At 68.0% G+C, this 17,435-nt stretch carries 18 protein-coding genes; 11 read left to right on the top strand and 7 right to left on the bottom strand.

All coding sequences use genetic code 11. The features are described 5' to 3' along the window. Nucleotides 1-19 precede the first annotated feature (19 nt). Genes ilvA through OG474_RS07645 form a run of 4 tightly spaced genes read left to right on the top strand, consistent with a single transcriptional unit; the run spans nt 20 to nt 4,201 of the window. Complete coding sequence (gene ilvA, locus OG474_RS07660) at nt 20-1,222, top strand: threonine ammonia-lyase (protein WP_405061513.1); 1,203 nt, start codon at nt 20-22, stop codon at nt 1,220-1,222. A gap of 11 nt (nt 1,223-1,233) precedes the next feature. After that, nucleotides 1,234-2,547 carry an extracellular solute-binding protein gene (locus OG474_RS07655; protein WP_405061512.1) on the top strand — a complete coding sequence of 438 codons (1,314 nt, stop codon included), beginning with the start codon at nt 1,234-1,236 and terminating at the stop codon, nt 2,545-2,547. Further along, the gene (locus OG474_RS07650; protein WP_405061511.1) at nt 2,544-3,398 is read left to right on the top strand and encodes a carbohydrate ABC transporter permease; all 855 of its coding nucleotides are present in this window, start codon (nt 2,544-2,546) and stop codon (nt 3,396-3,398) included. The genes OG474_RS07655 and OG474_RS07650 overlap by 4 nt, the downstream gene beginning before the upstream one ends. Continuing rightward, the gene (locus tag OG474_RS07645; RefSeq protein ID WP_405061510.1) at nt 3,395-4,201 is read left to right on the top strand and encodes a carbohydrate ABC transporter permease; all 807 of its coding nucleotides are present in this window, start codon (nt 3,395-3,397) and stop codon (nt 4,199-4,201) included. The genes OG474_RS07650 and OG474_RS07645 overlap by 4 nt, the downstream gene beginning before the upstream one ends. Here OG474_RS07645 and OG474_RS07640 read toward each other — a convergent pair. The 3 genes from OG474_RS07640 to OG474_RS07630 are packed head-to-tail and all read right to left on the bottom strand — an operon-like array spanning nt 4,191 to nt 5,661. Continuing rightward, complete coding sequence (locus tag OG474_RS07640; RefSeq protein WP_405061509.1) at nt 4,191-4,379, bottom strand: hypothetical protein; 189 nt, start codon at nt 4,377-4,379, stop codon at nt 4,191-4,193. The genes OG474_RS07645 and OG474_RS07640 overlap by 11 nt on opposite strands. Beyond that, a complete protein-coding gene (locus OG474_RS07635; protein ID WP_405061508.1) occupies nt 4,330-5,205 on the bottom strand; it encodes an alpha/beta fold hydrolase in 876 nt (291 codons plus the stop codon). The genes OG474_RS07640 and OG474_RS07635 overlap by 50 nt, the downstream gene beginning before the upstream one ends. A gap of 12 nt (nt 5,206-5,217) precedes the next feature. Next, entirely contained in the window at nt 5,218-5,661 is a 444-nt protein-coding gene (locus tag OG474_RS07630) for a MarR family winged helix-turn-helix transcriptional regulator (protein ID WP_405061507.1), read from the bottom strand. Between the two features lie 88 nt (nt 5,662-5,749). Between OG474_RS07630 and OG474_RS07625 the strand changes: the two genes are divergently transcribed. Together OG474_RS07625 and OG474_RS07620 are read left to right on the top strand one after the other, a co-directional pair. Continuing rightward, the gene (locus tag OG474_RS07625) at nt 5,750-7,249 is read left to right on the top strand and encodes an MFS transporter (RefSeq protein WP_405061506.1); all 1,500 of its coding nucleotides are present in this window, start codon (nt 5,750-5,752) and stop codon (nt 7,247-7,249) included. Between the two features lie 138 nt (nt 7,250-7,387). Further along, nucleotides 7,388-8,293: a hypothetical protein gene (locus OG474_RS07620; protein WP_405061505.1), complete on the top strand. Its 906-nt coding sequence runs from the start codon at nt 7,388-7,390 to the stop codon at nt 8,291-8,293. On the opposite strand, the gene OG474_RS07615 is transcribed toward OG474_RS07620, so the two are convergent. Next, nucleotides 8,261-9,511, bottom strand: a complete 1,251-nt coding sequence (locus OG474_RS07615) for an MFS transporter (RefSeq protein ID WP_405061504.1) — start codon at nt 9,509-9,511, stop codon at nt 8,261-8,263. The genes OG474_RS07620 and OG474_RS07615 overlap by 33 nt on opposite strands. A 100-nt stretch (nt 9,512-9,611) precedes the next feature. On the opposite strand from OG474_RS07615, the gene OG474_RS07610 reads away from it, so the two are divergent. Continuing rightward, the gene (locus tag OG474_RS07610; RefSeq protein WP_405061503.1) at nt 9,612-10,349 is read left to right on the top strand and encodes an alpha/beta fold hydrolase; all 738 of its coding nucleotides are present in this window, start codon (nt 9,612-9,614) and stop codon (nt 10,347-10,349) included. On the opposite strand, the gene OG474_RS07605 is transcribed toward OG474_RS07610, so the two are convergent. From OG474_RS07605 to OG474_RS07595, 3 genes are all read right to left on the bottom strand, one after another. Continuing rightward, a complete protein-coding gene (locus OG474_RS07605) occupies nt 10,236-11,045 on the bottom strand; it encodes a class I SAM-dependent methyltransferase (RefSeq protein WP_405061502.1) in 810 nt (269 codons plus the stop codon). The two genes, OG474_RS07610 and OG474_RS07605, sit on opposite strands and share 114 nt — an antisense overlap. A gap of 768 nt (nt 11,046-11,813) precedes the next feature. Beyond that, entirely contained in the window at nt 11,814-12,326 is a 513-nt protein-coding gene (greA, locus tag OG474_RS07600; RefSeq protein ID WP_344151456.1) for a transcription elongation factor GreA, read from the bottom strand. Between the two features lie 243 nt (nt 12,327-12,569). Continuing rightward, the gene (locus OG474_RS07595; RefSeq protein ID WP_405061501.1) at nt 12,570-12,986 is read right to left on the bottom strand and encodes a DUF4307 domain-containing protein; all 417 of its coding nucleotides are present in this window, start codon (nt 12,984-12,986) and stop codon (nt 12,570-12,572) included. A gap of 58 nt (nt 12,987-13,044) precedes the next feature. On the opposite strand from OG474_RS07595, the gene mca reads away from it, so the two are divergent. From mca to OG474_RS07575, 4 genes are all read left to right on the top strand, one after another. Continuing rightward, nucleotides 13,045-13,908, top strand: a complete 864-nt coding sequence (mca, locus tag OG474_RS07590) for a mycothiol conjugate amidase Mca (protein ID WP_405061500.1) — start codon at nt 13,045-13,047, stop codon at nt 13,906-13,908. 40 nt (nt 13,909-13,948) lie between these two features. Then, nucleotides 13,949-14,227: a hypothetical protein gene (locus tag OG474_RS07585; RefSeq protein ID WP_405061499.1), complete on the top strand. Its 279-nt coding sequence runs from the start codon at nt 13,949-13,951 to the stop codon at nt 14,225-14,227. Between the two features lie 127 nt (nt 14,228-14,354). Further along, entirely contained in the window at nt 14,355-15,389 is a 1,035-nt protein-coding gene (locus tag OG474_RS07580; RefSeq protein ID WP_405061498.1) for a CopD family protein, read from the top strand. Between the two features lie 10 nt (nt 15,390-15,399). Continuing rightward, nucleotides 15,400-17,370: a thioredoxin domain-containing protein gene (locus OG474_RS07575; RefSeq protein ID WP_405061497.1), complete on the top strand. Its 1,971-nt coding sequence runs from the start codon at nt 15,400-15,402 to the stop codon at nt 17,368-17,370. Nucleotides 17,371-17,435: the final 65 nt, after the last annotated feature.

Below are 17,435 nucleotides of genomic sequence, written 5' to 3'. Positions count from 1 at the left end.
GTAGCCGTAGGGTGAGGTCGTGATCGATGCCAAGGACATCGCGCGGGCCGCGGATCTGTTGCACGACGTGGTCGCGCCGACGCCGTTGGAGTACTCGCGGTGGCTCAGTGAACTGGTCGGTGGGGACGTTTTCCTCAAATGCGAGAACCTGCAGCGCACCGGGTCCTTCAAGCTGCGCGGCGCCTACGTGCGGATGGCGCGGCTGTCGAAGGCCGAGCGGGCGCGTGGTGTGGTCGCCGCGAGCGCCGGCAACCATGCGCAGGGCGTCGCGCTGGCCGCGCAGCTGCTCGGGATCAAGGCGACCGTTTTCATGCCCCATGGGGCACCGATCCCGAAGGAGAAGGCGACCCGCGCGTACGGCGCGGAGATCCGGTTCACCGGGACGTCGATCGACGACTGCCTGCGCGAGGCGCTGAAGTTCGAGGCGGAGACCGGCGCGGTGCTGATCCATCCGTTCGATCACCTGGACATCGTCGCCGGTCAGGCGACCGCCGGGCTGGAGATCGTCGAGCAGTGCCCGCAGGTGCGGACAGTCGTCGTACCGACTGGTGGTGGCGGTTTGCTCGCCGGGATCGCGACCGCGATGCAGCGCGACGGCATGCCGATCTCGGTCGTCGGCGTGCAGGCGGCGGGCGCAGCGGCGTACCCGGCCTCGCTCGAAGCCGGCCTGCCGGTCCAGCTCGCGGGGATGAGCACGATGGCCGACGGCATCGCGGTCGGGCTGCCGGGCAAGGTGCCGTTCGAGGCAGTCCAGCAGTACGTCGGTGATGTCCGGACAGTCACCGAGAGCTCGTTGTCGAAGGCCCTGCTGCTGGTGCTGGAGCGGGCCAAACTCGTGGTTGAACCAGCCGGCGCCGCGGCGGTGGCCGCCATCCTCGACGACCCGAAGTCGTTCAAGCCGCCGGTCGTCGCGGTGCTGTCCGGTGGAAACATCGACCCGCTGCTGCTGATGCGGGTGATCCGCAACGGCATGGCCGCTGCCGGTCGATACCTGTCACTCCGGGTGCGCATCCCGGACACGCCCGGCGGCCTCGCCACGCTGCTGACCCAGCTCGCCCAGCTGGACGCGAACCTGATCGAGGTCGTGCACGAGCGGATCTCCGAGTCCCTGAGCCTGGACGAGGTCGAGGTCGCGCTGCAGCTCGAGCTGCGGGGTGAGGACCACCGCGAGCGGGTATTGGCCGGACTGACCGGCAACGGCTACACGTACACGCTGAACTGAGGGAGCCGAACGTGAAGAAGACCATCATCGCGGCGGTCGCGCTGGCACTCACCGCGACCGCTTGTACGCCGGGATCGAATGCCCCGAGTGGTGGCGCCAGCGCGCCGAGCTCGGTGCAGACGGACGCGGCCGCCCTCGGTCAGGTCGAGCTGACGGTCTGGGACCAGGAGGTCCGCGGCGGGCAGGCGGCCCAGATGGCCGCGCAGATCAAGGGGTTCGAGGCGAAGTACCCGAACATCAAGATCAAGCGGGTCTCCCGGTCGTTCGACGATCTGAAGACGACCCTGCGGCTGGCCCTGTCGGGCAACGACGCGCCCGACGTCGTACAGGCGAACAACGGCCGGTCGGACATGGGCGAGTTCGTGAAGGCCGGTCAGCTGGTGCCGCTCGACAAGTGGGCGGACGCTTACAAGTGGGGCGATCGCTACCCGGCTTCGGTGCTCCAGTACTCGCGGTACTCGGCGGACGGCAAGACGTTCGGCGAGGGGAACCTGTACGGCCTGCCGCAGGTCGGCGAGGTTGTCGGGCTCTACTACAACAAGACCAAGGTCCCGACGCCACCGGCAAACTGGGACGAGTTCGAGGCGGCGCTCGCCAAGGCGAAGGCGGCCGGTGACGTGCCGCTGCAGTTCGGCAATCTGGACAAGTGGCCGGCCATCCACGTGTTCGGCACCGTGCAGGATCAGTTCGTGCCGAAGGACCAGATCACCAAGCTGGCGTTCGGCCGGCCGGGTGCCTCGTGGAAGTCGCCGGAGAACCAGAAGGCCGCCGAGACGCTGGTGTCCTGGGTGGACAAGGGTTACTTCAACACCGGCTTCAACGGGCAGGGCTATGACCCGGCCTGGCAGGACTTCGGCAAGGGCAAGGGCACGTTCCTGATCGCCGGGACCTGGCTGCAGGCCGATCTGCAGAAGGCGCTCGGTGACAAGGTCGGGTTCATGCTCCCGCCGGGCCAGCCGGTCGTCACCGGTGGCACCGGGCTGCCGTTCGCGATCACGAACAAGGCCAAGAACCCGGACGCGGCCGCGGCGTACATCAACTACATCAGCAGCCCGGACGCGATGAAGGTGCTGACCTCGACCGGCAACCTGCCGATCGCCGACACCGCCACGCAGCAGGCGCCGGCCGGGCTCGCGGGTGACATCTTCAAGAGCTTCGGTACGGCGGTCTCCTCCGACGAGCTGGTTCCGTACCTGGACTACGCGACCCCGACCATGTACGACACGCTCGGCGCCTCGCTGCAGGACCTGCTGGCGAAGAAGGCGACCCCGGCGCAGTTCGCCGACAAGCTCGAAACCGACTACAGCAAGTTCGCGGGCAAGTGAGTTCACCACCTGGCGAGCCGCGCCGGATCGGGTATCTGTACATCCTGCCGGCGCTGCTCGTGTACGGCGCGTTCCTGCTCTACCCGTTGCTTCGCGCGGTCCACCTGTCGTTGTTCCAGTGGGACGGGATCACGCTCGGCAAGTTCGTTGGCCTGAGCAACTATGCCGAAGTGGTCCGGGATGCCGGACTGCGGGCGGCGTTCGGGCACGCGCTGGTGCTGATCGTCTTCTATTCCGTGCTTCCGGTGGTGATCGGGCTGGCGCTGGCGTCGGTGCTGCAGCGGGCGAAGGTTCGCGGGCTCGGGTTCTTCCGGACGATCGTGTTCCTGCCGCAGGTGATCGCGATGGTGGTGGTAGCGGTTGCCTGGCGCAACATCTACTCGCCTGACGGCCCACTGAACGACGTACTGGGTGGTTCGCGAGGTTGGTTGGGTGACTACACGTTCGCGTTGCCTGCGGTCGGTGTGATCGGGACGTGGTTCGAGACCGGGCTGGTGACAGTCCTGCTGCTGGCCGGGATGGCCCGGATCCCGGCCGAACGGTATGAGGCCGCCCGGCTGGACGGTGCGGGACCGGTTGCGGAGTTCTTCGCGGTCGTGCTGCCCGCGGTCCGCGGTGAGATCGCGGTCGCGGTGACGTTGACCGTGATCGCGGCGCTGCGCACGTTCGACCTGGTGTACGTGACCACGAGCGGAGGGCCTGGTACGTCGACCAGCGTGCCGTCGTACGAGGTGTATCACCGGGCCTTCGAGCTCGGGCAAGTCGGCTCGGCGGCGGCCATCGGAGTGTGTCTGACGGTGCTGATCTTCGTGATCACGCTCGGGGTCAACCGGATTGCGGAGCGGGCATGAGGGCGTCGCTGCCGGAGCGGATCGGCAACTACACGCTGCTGATCGTGTTCGGGCTGTTCGCGCTCGGGCCGATCGTCACGATCCTCGGCGCCGCGCTCGGCCCGGACGACGCGGGTGGTGGGACGAGCGGCTTCGCGAACTTCGGCAAGGCCTGGGAGATCGGCCACTTCGGCACCTACCTGCGGATGAGCGTCGCGGTGTCGGTGACCGTCGTGGTGGTCAGTGTGCTGTTCTCGATCCTGTCCGGCTACGCCTTCGGGACGATGCGGTTCCGGGGTGCGTCCGCGCTGTTCTACCTGTTCCTGATCGGGATCATGATGCCGACCGAGGCGATCGTCGTCCCGCTGTACTTCGATCTCCGCACGCTCGGCCTGACCGACACCTTCTGGGCGGTCGCGCTGCCTCAGATCGCGCAATCCGTTGCCTTCGGCACCTTCTGGATGCGGGCCTACTTCCGGTCCTCGTCGCGTTCGCTGGTCGAGGCCGCGCGCCTCGACGGCGCCGGCCACTGGCAGACGCTCTGGCTGATCCTCGTGCCACCGGCCAGGCCCGCGCTGGTCACACTGATCGTGCTGGTCTTCATGTGGACCTGGAACGAGTTCCTGATCCCGCTGGTGATGGTGACGAGCGAGTCTCTGCGGACGGCGCCGCTCGGGCTCGCCTTCTTCTCCGGCCAGTACACCTCAGGTTTCACCCTGCTCGCGGCCGGAGCAGTCATCGTCGGCACCCCCGTCGTACTGGTGTATGCGTTCCTGCAGCGGCACTTCATCGCCGGCATGCTTGAGGGTGCGGTCAGGGAGTGACCAGCGGGCGGACGTAGGTGAGCAGGCTGACCAAGGTCTTGCCGGGCTCCTCCCAGGGCGCGAGATGGGCGGAGTTCTCGAACCAGACAGCCTGCTTGTACGGCGCCTCGACCGTCGCCAGCCACTTCTCAACCGGCGCGGTCGGCGTGGTGTAGTCGTGCCGCCCGAAGAACATCACCAGCGGAATCGGGAAGTCGGTGATCGTCGTCAGATCGGTCGCGAGCATCTCGTCGATCACCCGGCCGAGCGTGAAGAGGTTGCCTGCTTCGAGGGTCTCGATGTCCTCGGCCGTGTACCTCCGGCGACAGCAACGGCGCATCGAAGAAGTAGCCGGTCTCGTGCCGGAAGGCGCTCAGCCCACCCCGGTACTGCGCCCACTGGCGAGCGATGATGATCCGCTCCCGGGTGAGCGGCTGATCGCCCGGGTACGGCGCGATTGACGCGAGCTGCTCGAGCGCCTCGGTGTGATTGTGCAGCTCGGCCTGGGCGACGGCGTACTCGTAGCAGTGCGTCTCGTTGGCCCGGGCGTCGATCACCTGGCCGATGCCGACGTACGCGTGGAAGAGATCAGGACGACGAACAGCAGCCTGTACGCCGATCAGCGTGCCCCAGCTGTGTCCGATCAGCACGAGTTTCTCGACGCCGTACCGGTCGCGGATCTGCTCGGCGAGCTCGATCGCGTCCTCGACGTACCGGGCGATCGTGAGGGTGTCGGAGATGGTCGCCGGGTCGACCGAGCGGAGCGTCCGGCCGGCGGCGCGCTGGTCGTAGGTGACGACCGTGAAGTACTCCTCGATCGGTCGCTGGAACTGCCAGGAGACCGGCGCGAGTGGCGTGGCCGGACCGCCGTGGATGAAGAGGATCACCGGATTCGACCGGTCCTGGCCGCGGGTGTAGACCCAGTGGTCGATGCCGCCGGCGGGCAGCTGGAAGTTCTCCTGGATGCCGTCCGGCGCAACGATGTGCTGCAGGTCGGCGATGATCTCGCGAGCTTCGTCGGTCACTCGCCGATGGTGTCAGTCCGAGGGGTCGCAGCTCTTGACGAGCGGGGCGTGCAGCCGGTCGGCGAGGACCTGACGCTGGGTCGGGAGCGCCTCGGCCTGGCGGCGGAGACCCTCCTTGGTCAGGCAGACGATCACGGCCCGGCGATCCGCCGTACAGACGTCGCGGGTGACGAGGCCGTCGTTCTCCAGGCGGGCGATCACGCGGGACAGCGCGCTCTGGCTGAGGTGCACCGACTTCGCGATGGTGGCGATCTTGGACGAGTGGTCCGGCAGCTCGGCGAGCCGCTCGAGCACCTCGTACTCACTCATCCCCAGCGAGTGACCGGCCTGCAGGGCCCGGTCGAGGGCGCAGGTGAGGTCGGCATGGCGGGCCAGCAGCTCGCGCCAAGCCCTGACATCGGCAGTGACATCGGCGCTGAGCTCACCAGTGTCAGCGCTGACCTTCGTGGGGGCCATGAGGCAGACCATAACATGCATGTGCAATCTATGCAAAGGAATTTAATGCCTAGACATTAGATGCATGTGCATGGAATAGTCTCCTCTCGTGACACAGACAACGCACACCACAACGCCAGAACGCATGACCTGGGACGCGCGCCTTTGGGGAGCGCTCCTCGTGGTCTGCGGCGTGATCTTCCTCGACGGCCTCGATGTGTCCATGGTCGGCATGTCCCTGCCGGCCATCCGCGCAGACCTGGGCGTCAGCCTCTCCTCGCTCCAGTGGGTCGTGACCGGCTACGTGCTCGGGTACGGCGGCCTGCTGCTTCTCGGCGGCCGGACCGCCGATCTGCTGGGCCGGCGCCGGGTCTTCCTGGTCGCCCTGGCCGTCTTCGCCGTGGTCTCGATGCTCAGCTCGCTGGCCACCAACCCGGACCTGCTCATCGCCGCGCGGTTCGTCAAGGGAGTCGCCGCCGCGTTCACCGCGCCGGCCGCGCTCTCCATCATCACCACCACTTTCCACGAGGGACCGGATCGCAACCGGGCCCTCTCGATCTTCACCACCTGCGCCGCCAGCGGCTTCTCGATGGGCCTCATCCTGGGGGGCGCGCTGACCGAGATCGGCTGGCGCTGGACCTTCCTGATGCCTGGCCCGGTCGCCCTGATCGTCCTGCTGTTCGCCATCAAGCTGATCCCGAACAGCCCGCGTGACAAGGTCGCCGGCGGGTACGACATCCCCGGCGCGGTCACCGTCACCGGCGGCATGCTGTCCCTGGTCTACGCCGTCGTCGGCGCCGAGCACGCCGGTTGGGCCTCGTTCCAGACGATCGGGACGTTCGTGCTGTCGGCTGTCCTGCTGGCTGCCTTCATCGTGATCGAGCTGCGCACCCGGAACCCGCTGGTCCGGCTCGGCATCCTGCGCGACGGTGCCCTCCGCCGCGCGAACCTGGCCGGTCTGACGGTCTTCGGCGCGTACGTCGCGTTCCAGTTCATCGGGACCTTGTACCTGCAGAACCTGCTCGGCTGGTCGTCGCTGCAGACCGCCCTGGCGTTCCTCCCGGCCGGCCTGCTGGTTGTGGGGCTGTCGCCGAACGCGGGCAAGATCGCGGACCGGATCGGTACCGACAAGATGATCATCGGAGCGATGATCCTGTTCGTCGCCGGTTACGCGCTCTCGCTGCGGATCGGGACCGAGTCGGCGTACTTCTCGACCGTGTTCCCGAGCATCATGCTGATCGGCGCCGGCTTCGCGATCGGGTTCCCGGCGCTGAACATCCAGGCTGTGTCCGGGGTGGAGGACGAGGAGCAGGGGCTCGCGTCCGGCATGTTCAACACGGCCAACCAGGTCGGTGGGGCCGTGGTCCTGGCCGCTGTGACCGCCGTGATCGGCAGCCAGGCGGCAGGCATGACCACGCCGGCCGGGGTGCTCGCGGCGTACAAGCCTGGTCTTGGGGTTGTCACCGGGGTGGCGGCTCTTGGTCTGCTGATCGCACTGACGGGGCTGCCGGACATGCGGCGGCGCCAGGCCCGGGACGCGGCCGAGGCCGCGGAACTGGCCGCCGTACAGAAGGAACTGGCGGAAGAGCAGATGACTCCGGCCGCCTGAGTCACATATGAGATCTGCGGGTCCCGGGCTACTCCGCCGGGACCCGCAGTCATTGTTCAGGGCCTGCCGCGGCGGCTCGGGGCTGGTCCGGGGCGATCCCTTATTGGTTTGCACTCGTCGGAGTGGTCGACTGGGCACATGAGCAATCAGAGCGGGTACGACGGGCGCGTCAAGGACATCCTGGATCGAGTGGCCAAGGGGCACCTGACGCCGGATGAGGCCACGACCTTGATCGCTGCGCTGCGGGCCGATGCGCCGGTTGCTGATGACACTCCGTCCGAGTCTGCCTGGTCCGACGCGGTGACAGCCCCGGTGCCTCCGGTCGCTCCGGTACCTCCGGTGTCTTCGGTGCAGGACTCGGTGGTGGACGAGGCGCCGGTCGAGGAAGAGATCGAGCACAGCACGGTGCCGATGCCTTCCGGTGTGCAGCGGGTGACGATCCGGGCGATCGGGCGGCGCGTCCGGCTGATCGGTGAGCCGGCGGTGAACGGCGTCGCGGTCGACGGTCCGCACGTGATCAAGAAGGACGGCGACACCCTCGCGATCAACAGCGAGGGCGACATGGGTGTCTCGATCGACGGGTTCAGCATGCTGCGCAACCCGACCGACCTGAAGGCGCACGTGAACGGTCTCGCCAAGGAGCTGCAGATCCGGGTCAACCCCAACCTGCAGGTCGAGGTCGAGGTGACCGGCGGCAGCGTCAACGCCGAGCGCGTGCCCGGTCTGACCCGCGTCCGCGTCACCGCCGGTACGGCGAAGGTGACCGACGTCGACGGGCCGATCGACGTACTGGTCCAGGCTGGCTCGGTCACCCTGGACGCACAGCTCACCAAGGGCCGCTCGCGGGTCCGCGTCGAGTCCGGCATGGCCACGGTCAACCTGCGCCGCGGCTCTGATGTCCACGTCCACACCGAAGCCCAGCTCGGCCGCGTCAACTGGACCGGCGCCGTCTCCGGCCAGTCCAAGGACGTAGAGATCGGCCGCGGCCGCGCCGGCCTCGATGTCGAGGTTCTAGTCGGCAGCGCCCAGATCAGCGCCGAGTAGCGCTCGCTGGGTCCGGAGCGGCGAGAGATAGAGGAATGCCGTTCCGGCCAGCGAAGCCAGGCCGGCGATCCACAGGGTGGGGCGGAGGCCGAAGGCTGTGCCTAGTACGCCGCCGAGCAGGCTGCCGATGGGGGCCGCGCCCCAGCTGAGGAAGCTCATGGTGGCGCTGACGCGGCCTTGGAGGTCGGGTGGGCAGACGCGCTGGCGGATGCTGCTGGCCAGGATGTAGCTGATGATGATGCTGAATCCGGCCAGCAGAGTGGCGCCGACGAACCACACCAAGCGCAGGCCCGGTCCGGTGAGGGCCTGCAGGGTGAAGGCGACGCCGATGCCGGTGGCTGACAGCAGCAGCATGCGGACATCGCCGTACCGGTTGCTGAGGCGTTCGGTGACCACAGAGGCGACGATGGCGCCGCCCAGACCGAGCATGCTGAGGACGCCGATCGTGCTGGGGCTCAGGTGCACCTCGCGGACCAGGAAGACGATCATCACCGCGTTGGCGGCGGACTGGAACAGCATGGTGTTGGCCGTGTTGAGAGCGATCGGCCGGAGCAGTTGGTGCTGGAAGACGTAGCGGAGGCCGTCGGCGATCTCGCGGCGCAGATTCGGGGTGTCTGCCGGGGCTGGGCGGGTTTCCGGCGTACGGATCGAGCGGAGCCAGAGGGCTGACCACAGGAAGCTCAGTGCGTCGATTCCGAGGGTCACGGCGGCGGACAGCCACTGCACGAGCACTCCACCTGCTCCGGCACCCACTACTGCGGCCACTGAGTGGTTGGCCGCGAGTTTGGCGTTCCCGGGGAGCAGCTGCTCCGGTGTGAGTAGCCGTGGCGGGTAGGACGTGTGTGCGACGTCGAAGAGCACGGTGAGTACGCCGGCCAGCCCGAGTACGACGTACAGCTGGGTGAGTGTCAGTACGCCGAACCACGCGGCGATCGGGATGGACGCGAACAGCACGGCCCGCCCCAGGTCAGCGGCCACGAGCACGGGTAGGCAGCGGACCCGGTCGACCCACGCTCCGGCGAACAGGCCGAGCAGGAGCCACGCTGCGGTCTCGCACGTGCGCAGGAGCGAGACCTGCAGGGTGGAGGCGTTCAGGGTGAGTACGGCGAGCAGTGGGATCGCGATCATGCTCAGCCGGGAACCCAGCTGGCTGAGCAGGTCCGCGGCCCAGAGCCGGCGGAAGTCGGGGTGGCTGAGGATGCTCCGATCGGCCTTCACGGGGCGACCGTAAACCCCGAGTTGAGCCATGTCGACTCAACTGTCAACAAAGTTGAGCCTGCTCGACTCAAGTTTGCGCTGAAGTGAAAAGATCGGCGCTATGCGACTTGCGTTTCGGGAGTACGGGCGGCCTGATGCTCCGGCCATGGTGTTGCTGCACGGGCTGACGTCGGACGGGTCTTCGTTCGACGGGGTGGCTGATGTGCTGGCCGAGCGGTGGCGGGTCCTGGTGCCGGATCAACGCGGGCATGGCGAGACGGGCCCAGCGGCCGAGTACTCGTTCGAGCTGCTGGCGGCTGACCTAGGGGAGTTCCTGGATGAGCAGGGGCTGACGGCACCGGTGCTGGTCGGCCACTCGATGGGCGCGGTCGCGGCGTACCTGCATGCGGCTCGACAGCCGGCGCGGGTCGGCGTACTGGTGCTGGCTGAGTCGCCACCGCCGTTTCCGCAGCAGCGTCCGATCCCGGAACGGCCGGGCGAGGTTCTGGGGTACGACTGGCGGGCGCGAGTGGACCTGATCGGACAGGTGAACTCGCCGGGAGCGGGGTGGTTCGGTGAGCTGGCGGTGGTGCGAGCGCCGACGCTGGTGATTGGGGGCGGGCCGACCAGTCCGTTCCCGCAGGAGCAGATGCGTGCCATGGCTGAGCAGGTGCCCAACGGTCGCTTCCACGAGCTCCCCGTCGGTCACGGCGTACACCGGGAGGCGCCGGAGGAATTTGTGGCGCTACTGACCGAGTTCGCTGGTGGCTTCGTTGCTGGCTTCGGTGGTGGCTTCGGTGGTGGCGAGGACGGTCAGGTCGCCGGTCGTGGTGATGTTGCTCGGGGCGAAGCCGGCTAGCTGGAGCATCCAGAGCAGTTCGTTGCGGAAGTACCAGCGCCCCTGGCCGGCCCGCACCTCGGTCCGGAGCAGTCGCGCATCCTCGTCGTACAGGTCGTAGCGTCGTTCTTCATGCCACGTCTGCTCGACGCGGTCCAGCGCCGTCCATCGCGCGGAGACCTCCAGATGGTTGCCGTCGGCAAGCTCACTCCGCGGACCGGTCTGCCAAGGAGTCGGGAAGTCGTCGGCGGGCGGTTCGGTGTAGTTGATCGGCACCGGGAACACGTTGGAGACAAGCACCCCGCCGGGCTCGAGCTGCGCGCGACACCGCCGCAAGGTTTCGAGCGCCTGCTGCCGATCCATCACCAGTACGAAGCTCCCGCACGGAATGTAGATCGTGCGGAACTTCCCCGGTACGGCGAGATCCTGCATCGCCTGCTCGTACAACGTCGGCTCGAGCCCGCGGTGTACCCCTTCACGCCGGCACATCGCCAGCATGTCGGCCGAGATGTCACACCCCTCGACCGCCAACCCCTCACCCAAGAACGTCAGCAACAACCGCCCGGCCCCGCACCCCAACTCCAACGCGCGCCCACCCTGCCCCCGGATCACGTCCCGGTAGAACGGCGCATCCCCCCGGGCATCCGTCACCGAACTAGCAGCCCACTGCTCCGCCGCCAGCCCCCGAAACAACTCACCCTCGTCATACCCACCCACCCCCGAAGTCTCCCCGCGCCCATCCCCACCCGCACCCCATTTACCCAATCGCGCACCCCACCTCGTGGGTCCACCCACCACCTCGTGGGTTCCCCCGCCGCATGCGATGGGGGAACCCATCAAATGCACCACGTCAGACCCCGGTACGGCGGGCGCGGCGACCCGGTTTGGTGGGCTGACCCATCCCATGGCGGGTGGGCCAACCCGCCCACGCCGCTAGCCCACCCACAACCCGATGGGCGGACCCATCAAATGGCGCTCGTCCGGCGCATGCTCGCGCAGTATTGAGTCGGCGCCGACGGGACGGCGTACTTCATGAACGGCGGATCCAGGCAGGCCGGCCACAAGTTGGGGGTGAGCACACCCGACGATGGGCGTGAACAGGTCATACCTTGTGCACGCCCACCGGTTCCTGTTCGGCATCCGCCCCGAGACCGGCGACCGGCGACCGGCTGGGTTCACCCACAACCTCATGGGTGAACCCACCAAACGCACCACGGCAGAGCCCGGTACGACGCCGCGCGGCGATCCCCTTTGCTGGGCGAGCCAGGCAAATGGTGGGTTGGCCAACCGCATGCGGTTGGCCCTCCCGCAACCCGATGGGTGGACCCCCCAAAGGGGGGAACCCATGAGATGGAGCTGGGCCAGACGGGGCGGGCGGGCTTTGGCTGGGGCGCGTTTGGTGACTCACGCGTCCGTACGGTTGTTCGAGGGGGAATGCGAAGCGCCCCGGTGGTTGTCCACCGGGGCGCTTCGGAAGTGGTGGGGTCAGCCGGTGAAGGGCTCGGCGGCGACGATCTGGACGGTGACGGGCTTGCCGTTGGGGGCCTCGTAGGTGGCCTTGTCGCCCTTCTTCTTGCCGAGGATGGCGGCGCCGAGGGGGGACTGCGGCGAGTAGACGTCGATGTCGACGGAGGCGTCCAGGGCGAGCAGTTCACGGGAGCCGAGCAGGAAGGTCTCGACCTCGTCGTCACCGGCGAAGGTGATGGAGACCTTCATGCCGGGCTCGACCTTGCCGCCCTTCTTCGGGGTCTCGCCGACCTGGGCGCGGCGGAGCATGTCCTCGAGCTGCCGGATCCGGGCCTCGATCTTGCCCTGCTCGTCCTTGGCGGCGTGGTAGCCGCCGTTCTCCTTCAGGTCGCCCTCGTCGCGGGCGTCGCTGATCCGCTGCGTGATCTCCGCGCGGGCCGGGCCCTTCAGCTGCTCGAGCTCGGCCTTCAGCTGGTCGTAGCCCTCCTGCGTCAGCCAGACAACGCTCGCCTCTTCGATTCTCTGCGTCATGGGCTGCTCCTTGAGGGTTGGATAGGTGGGCAGGAAATGCTGCTGGCCGCCGTCGACGACGGCGACCAATCCACCCAGCCTAGCAAGATCCGCCCCAGAACCCCACCGTTCCAACAGCTCCCAACCGCCAGGAGAGCGCTTTCCCGACGGTTTTCGACCACCGGATCCGCAAAGACCGGCAATCGGTTGCCGATTCAGGTTCCGCGTCAACCACAAACCGGCTCTGACCTGCGTTTTCGCCGATCAGTGCGGGCGGTGCGAATCGGCGGTCGTGCAGCCGACCAGGACCACCGAGGTGGCGCTTCGCTGGGTGGTCAGGGTGGCCGGCAGCGACTGGTTCCGGGGGGCGTCCGCGGGGACGGTCAGCGTCAGCTCGCCGACGATGGAGAAGTCGGCCGCCTTGGCCTGGACCCGGCAGGTGGCCTCGACGGACTTGGTGCGGTCGACCTGCACGGTGGCGGTCGCCTGGGTCTCCGAGACGATCTTGAACGCGAGGAGCCGCGAGGTCACCGGCGGGTTCGACCCGATCACGGCGGCCCACAGCAACCACCCCAGCCCGGCGACGGCGATGACTGCGACCAGGCCGATGATCAGCGGTCGCCGGGACCGTCCGTCGCGGCCGTAACGGGAGTCGAGGGCACTGCTGGCTGGCTCTGTCAACGGGGGTCCAGGGGGTTGGTTGTGGGTTTTGGGGTCCGGTGGAGGACCATTGTGTCTTGTGAGTGGAGAGTTGCGGTTGTTGCATGTGCATGCCCACCCGGACGACGAGTCGAGCAAGGGGGCCGCTTCGACGGCCAAGTACGTCGCCGAGGGCGTCGAGGTGCTGGTGGCCACGTGTACCGGTGGCGAGCGGGGTTCCATTCTGAACCCCAAGATGGATCGCCCCGAGGTGCTGGCGAACATCAGCGAGATCCGTCGCAAGGAGATGGACAGCGCGCGCGAGATCCTCGGCATCCGGCAGGAGTGGCTCGGCTGGGTCGACTCCGGCTATCCCGAGGGTGATCCGTTGCCGCCGCTGCCGGAAGGCTGCTTCGCGGCGCTGAAGGTCGAGGATGCGGCCGCACCGCTCGTGAAGCTGATCCGCGAGTTCCGTCCGCAGGTCGTCACGACGTACGACGAGAACGGCGGCTACCCGCATCCCGATCACGTCATGTGTCACCAGATCACCGTGGCCGCCTTCGAGGCCGCCGGTGACGACAACGCCTACCCGGAGCTCGGTGAGCCCTGGCAGCCGCTGAAGCTGTACTACCACCACACGTTCCACCGCGAGCGGATGAAGGCCCTGCACGACGCGATGATCGCGCGCGGGCTGAAGTCGCCGTACGAGGAGCGTCTGAAGGACTGGAAGGCGGACCCGGAGAACGAGCGCCGGATCACCACCCGGGTGGAGTGCGCCGAGTACTTCGAGACCCGGGACCGCGCGCTGCTGGCGCACGCGACGCAGATCGACCCCGAGGGCGCCTGGTTCGCCGTACCGCTCGAGGTTCACCAGGCGGCCTGGCCGACCGAGGACTACGAGTTGGCGCGGAGTCTGGTCGAGTCGGAGATCCCGGAGCACGACCTCTTCGCGGGGCTCCGCTGAGGGCGGGCGCGACCAATGAGAGAATGGTGGCGTGATAGCGATGACCTCCCTTGCGCCGGTCGAGATCGACCCGAACTCGGTGCGTCCCGGCTGGGTCGCGCTGCTGATCGTGCTCGCCATCGGTGCAGCCACGGTCCTGTTGTGGCGCAACATGGGCAAGCAGCTGAAGAAGATCGACTTCGTGGAAGAAGGCGCGGACGCCCCAGCAGCGTCTTCCGCCCCAGCGAGTCCCGCCAGTTCTGCGGACCCGGCCGCTGCCGAGCCGATCCCTACGGCGGGTACGACGCCGTCGACCCCGACGCAGAGTGAGCCCAAGTAACGCCAACAGCACGATTTGACCAGTACGGCGGCACCGTGATCACGAGATGGTGTCGGACTGGGCTGCCCACCAATGCGTGACCCTATAGTGGCGGCGTGCCCACCATTGCCGGGCGCGGGTCCCTGTGATGAGCACGACCCGTGCCACTCGCGCCGCCCGGCATCGCATGCCCGGACGCCTGGTCGTCGGCGGGCTGGCGGCCGTCGTGGTCGCCTCGATCGCCCTCGTGATCGCCCTGTTCGCCGCCGGCAGCGAGCCGCATGACACCGGCGGTATCGGCGGCCCGAGCCTGTTCGTCGCCTGGCTCCTCCCGCTGCTCCGGCTGATCGCGACCCTGGCCACCGTCGGCTGCGCCGGCGCGTTGCTCGCCGCGGTCGTCCTGCTCCGGATCGAAGGCGGCCTGCTCGGCACCCAGGGCCGCCGCGCGGTCCATGACGCCAGCAACTCGGCCGTCATCTGGGCCGCCTGTTCGTTCGCGGGCGCGGTCGTCACCGCCGCGGTCCTTCTCGACACCCCGGTCGACCTGCTGCGCCTCCGCCTCGACGACGCCCTCGCCGTACCCGAGGTCAAGGCACTCCTGATCACCGGCATCCTGGTCGTCGCCCTGGCCATCGGCATCCGCCGCGTGCAGACCTCCCAAGCCGCACTCCTCGGCGTCCTGGTCGCCATCGGCGCCCTGATCCCGAACGCCCTCACCGCCTTCCCGCGCAACGAGTCGTACGTCGTCCTCGCCGGCGCGGCCCTGGTCGTCCACGTCATCGCCGCCACCACCTGGATCGGCGGCCTGGCCGGCCTCGTCCGCTACGGCCGAGCCAGCCGCGGCGGCCTCCCCGTCGTCCTCGAGCGCTACAACGAGGTCGCCTACGTCTCCTCGATCGCCCTCGTCCTCAGCGGCCTGATCAGCGCCGCCGGCCGCCTGGCCGCCAAAGGCGGCGGCTGGGGCGGCGCCCTCGACGTCCTCACCTCCGACGCGTACGGCGTCCTCCTGATCGTCAAGGTCCTCGCCTTCGCCGTCCTGATCGCCGCCGCCCGCCTCAGCCGCCAACGAGCCACCGGCAACCTCCTCGACCGCAACATCCCCTTCTGGCAACTCGTCGGCTTCGAACTGGTCATCATGGCCCTGGCCCTAGGCCTCTCCGTAGCCCTCAGCCAGACCGCCTAACGTTGGGGGCATGAGCCCCGTCAATGAGCTTGGTCGGAGTACTAGTCCTTATCTGCGGCAGCATGCGGATAATCCGGTGGCTTGGCGGGAGTGGTCCGAGGGGGCGTTCGCGGAGGCTCGGGAGCGGGATGTGCCGGTGTTCTTGTCGGTGGGGTATTCGGCTTGTCACTGGTGTCATGTGATGGCTCATGAGTCGTTCGAGGATGCTGGTACGGCGGCGTACCTGAACGAGCATTTCGTGAGTATCAAGGTGGATCGCGAAGAGCGGCCGGATGTGGATGCGATCTACATGGCGGCGACGGTGGCGATGACGGGGCATGGTGGGTGGCCGATGTCGGTCTTTCTCACGCCGGAGGCGGAGCCGTTCTTCTGTGGGACGTATTTTCCGAAGGACGCGCGGCACGGGATGGCGTCGTTCCGGCAGGTGCTGGAGTCGCTGGTCGAGGCCTGGGAGTCGAAGCGGGACCAGATCGACGGGATCGGGCGCCGGGTGGTCGAGCAGTTGGGCGCGCGACAGCAGCCGGCCGGGGGAGAGCTCGACCTGGATAGGGCGGCGCAACTCCTGGCGACCGATTTCGATCCGGTGGATGCCGGGTTCGGGGGAGCGCCGAAGTTTCCGCCGTCGATGGTGCTCGACTTCCTGCTCAGGCACCACCGGCGGACCGGGTCGGCGGATGCGCTCAAGATGGCGGCCCAGACCTGTGAGCGGATGGCTCGGGGTGGGATGTACGACCAACTCGCCGGTGGATTCGCCCGGTACTCCGTCGATGGGCAGTGGGTCGTTCCGCATTTCGAGAAGATGTTGTACGACAACGCGTTGCTGCTCGATGTCTATACCCAGTGGTGGGCAATCACGGGGGAGGCGCTGGCGCGCCGGGTCGCCGAGGAGACGGCCGAGTTCCTCCTCACGGAACTCCGGACTCCGGAAGGCGGGTTCGCGTCGGCGCTCGACGCCGATACCGAGGGCGAAGAAGGCCGGTTCTATGTCTGGACCCCGGCCGAAATCCAGCAGGTACTGGACCCGGACGACGCCGCCTGGACCATCGACCTCTGCGACGTGACGGGCACTTTCGAGCATGGATCCTCGGTCCTGCAGCTCCGCCAGGACCCCGACGACGCCGAGCGCTGGCAGCGGATCCGCACCCAACTCCGGCAGGCCCGGAGCACCCGCACGTACCCGGGCCGTGACGACAAGGTGGTCGCCGCATGGAACGGCCTGGCGATCACCGCGCTCGTCCGGGCCGGCATCGTCTTCGACCAGCCCCAGTACGTCGATGCAGCCGCGGAAGCCGCCGAATTGATCCGGAAGGTTCACATCGACCAGGCCACCGGGCGCCTGCACCGGACCTCGCGGGACGGCACGGCCGGTACGGCGCATGGCGTGCTGGAGGACTACGCGGCGTACGCGCAGGGTTGTCTCACGTTGTTCGGTGTCAGCGGCAACATCGAGTGGTTCGAGACCGCGCAGGCCTTGCTGGACCGGGCTCTCGACCAGTTCGTTGCCGATGGCTCCTATTTTGACACGGCGGCGGATGCCGAGGAGCTGGTCTGGCGGCCGCAGGACCCGACGGACAACGCGAGTCCGTCCGGGGTGAGCCTGGCGGCGGAGGCGTTCACGACGCTGGCGAGCCTGACCGGATCAGTCCGGTATGAGACCGCGGCCGAGCAGGCACTGAGCGCCTCGGCAACTATCGCAGCGAGGGCGCCACGCTTCGCCGGCCGGGCCCTCGCGGTGGCCGAGACGATCGCAGCCGGACCGCTCGAGATCGCGATCGCGGGCCGTTCGCCGGAGCTGCTGAGGACCGCGTTCACGCACGCACCCTGGGGTACGGCGATCGTCCAGGGCGAGCCGGGTCTCGCCGTACCGCTGATGGCCGAGCGCTCGTTGGTTGATGACCGGCCGGTGGCATATGTGTGTCAGAAATTCACGTGTCAATTGCCCGTTTCAGACTCGGAAGTCTTGCGCGGGCAGCTGATCTGACCATCGTGGGCAATGCGGGTTTTCCCTGTCATTTCGGCACTATCGCTTGACTCCGGGCCTCCCGC

Source organism: Kribbella sp. NBC_01505 (genome assembly GCF_045040285.1).
Taxonomy (GTDB): domain Bacteria; phylum Actinomycetota; class Actinomycetes; order Propionibacteriales; family Kribbellaceae; genus Kribbella.
Note: the sequence above shows the minus strand (reverse complement) of the source record. Positions and strands in the feature narration are given on the sequence as shown.

Bases quoted from the DNA above. Each gene is read 5' to 3' on its own strand.
- OG474_RS07645 (WP_405061510.1), top strand. From the start codon at position 3,395: ATGAGGGCGTCGCTGCCGGAGCGGATCGGCAACTACACGCTGCTGATC.
- OG474_RS07630 (WP_405061507.1), bottom strand. From the start codon at position 5,661: ATGGCCCCCACGAAGGTCAGCGCTGACACTGGTGAGCTCAGCGCCGAT.
- OG474_RS07620 (WP_405061505.1), top strand. From the start codon at position 7,388: ATGAGCAATCAGAGCGGGTACGACGGGCGCGTCAAGGACATCCTGGAT.
- OG474_RS07610 (WP_405061503.1), top strand. From the start codon at position 9,612: ATGCGACTTGCGTTTCGGGAGTACGGGCGGCCTGATGCTCCGGCCATG.
- greA (WP_344151456.1), bottom strand. From the start codon at position 12,326: ATGACGCAGAGAATCGAAGAGGCGAGCGTTGTCTGGCTGACGCAGGAG.
- OG474_RS07585 (WP_405061499.1), top strand. From the start codon at position 13,949: ATGACCTCCCTTGCGCCGGTCGAGATCGACCCGAACTCGGTGCGTCCC.
- OG474_RS07580 (WP_405061498.1), top strand. From the start codon at position 14,355: ATGAGCACGACCCGTGCCACTCGCGCCGCCCGGCATCGCATGCCCGGA.
- OG474_RS07575 (WP_405061497.1), top strand. From the start codon at position 15,400: ATGAGCCCCGTCAATGAGCTTGGTCGGAGTACTAGTCCTTATCTGCGG.